Origin of the sequence: Methanolobus vulcani (assembly GCF_006546655.1) — an archaeon.
GTDB lineage: Archaea > Halobacteriota > Methanosarcinia > Methanosarcinales > Methanosarcinaceae > Methanolobus > Methanolobus vulcani_A.
Genome location: NZ_VIAQ01000016.1, coordinates 1 through 1,638 on the forward strand (window position 1 = coordinate 1; position 1,638 = coordinate 1,638).

The 1,638-nt window shown below is 37.7% G+C and carries 2 protein-coding genes; both read right to left on the reverse strand.

The window, feature by feature from the left end; all coding sequences use genetic code 11:
* Window positions 1–388: 388 nt before the first annotated feature.
* Window positions 389–835, reverse strand: a complete 447-nt coding sequence (locus FKV42_RS10505; protein ID WP_154810198.1) for a hypothetical protein — start codon at window positions 833–835, stop codon at window positions 389–391.
* Window positions 836–1,155: 320 nt separating this feature from the next.
* Entirely contained in the window at window positions 1,156–1,299 is a 144-nt protein-coding gene (locus tag FKV42_RS10510) for a hypothetical protein (protein ID WP_154810199.1), read from the reverse strand.
* Window positions 1,300–1,638: the final 339 nt, after the last annotated feature.

The window sequence follows — 1,638 nt, forward strand, 5'->3', positions numbered from 1 at the left end:
ACCTTAGCGGATAGCTTGCAGGATAGGTTTGTGGGGGTTTAAGGTTCATTCCTGGGGGATTCTGGTAAGTTAGATCCACTTCAAAATGTGCCTGTTTTAACTTTGTAAAAAGTGTGCATCCATGCGTACGTATCCATGCGTACGTATCCATGCACACCCCTAAATTTTAAGGTTTTGCAAAAAAATTTTTAAAGTCTAAAAGCGCGAAAAAATCGACGCATTGCGAAAAAACGGTAGTAGTAGTAGTAGTAGTAGTAGTAGTAGTAGTAGTAGTAGTAGTAGTAGTAGACATTGTAAAGGATACGTATCCATGCGTACGTATGCATCGATACGTATTCCGTTTAGTCTAGTTGTCCTTAGTCTTTTGTCCTGATTTCGAAGGGAAACATCACAGTAAACTATCCTTCTTAAGTTGACTCATAATCCATTCTCGTGCACTTTCTGTATCGTCTTGGAAGTAGTACACCTTTGCAACCAATTTCCAGTCAATAGTGCCCTTCTTGACCTGCGTAGAGAGGCTATTCTTGAACTTGTCATACTTTGATACTCTTTCAGGCATAAACTTCTCTAATTGGGCTTTCTGGAAGTCCTCGAGCTTCTTTTGCCTATGGCTCATAATCTCGAGCTCTTCAAGTTCTGTTTTCTTCTGCACCAATGTTTGTTCCAGGCATTCAATGTCATGTTTAAGCAATGCTTCAGGGCTTACTGATTTTATGTAATCTTTAACTGCATCCTCTAACAGTTTAGAATATGACGCATCCGGAGATTTAACAGACTCGAACATATACTTTAAATCCGCATCAAGCGTAGTAGTTAATCGTGATTTTTGTATCATGACAAACACCTTTTAATACGGAAAATAACATACTATGGGTATAGTCATGATATGGGTGACAGAGAGCGACACGGAGGGTTTTAGACCAACCAGCCATGCACGACAACACACGACACAGCTCAATGTCATACCTATTTTTTTTTCATTCATTAAATCACCTTATTATTATCGGTAACAGTGGACTACTTCTTGTAATCAAATATTCATACAGTGCTATATCTACAATATCAGAATAACGGCACTCCTTTTCATGAATATAGTCATCTAACATCGTTTTTACTTCTGGGTTAATTGTTGTATTTATACGTACTCTCATCGTGTCACCTTTTACTATAACCATATCTTTCATACACCTTTACCGCTTGTTCGACAACAGCATACATCTTTAAGCCTGTAACCTTTGATATTTCTTTAATCCTATCTCTAGTTTCAGGCTCAACCTTAATCAAGACCAGTTCAACCATAGATACCATAATGTTCTTAATATTTATAAAGTTTACTTTTGTAAACTAAAAAGATATAAAAATATTACAAAAATATACCTATTTATTTATAAACAAAATTGGTTTTTCAGCACCAGTAGACCAACCAAGAGTAAAAAAGTTGTTCACAAAAACTGTGAACTAAAAAGTACTATCTACTAATAGGGCTCACGCCAATCCCGGCCAGCTCTCGGGCAGGTCGCATCCGAGAGCTTGGCCACTCGAGAGAATCCGGCTTTAGTGTCTTGCAGCTCATGGGACAAAACCCAAATATATCGCCGTACTTCGTACTATGCGATAATAGGGTTTTAAATCCCTGAT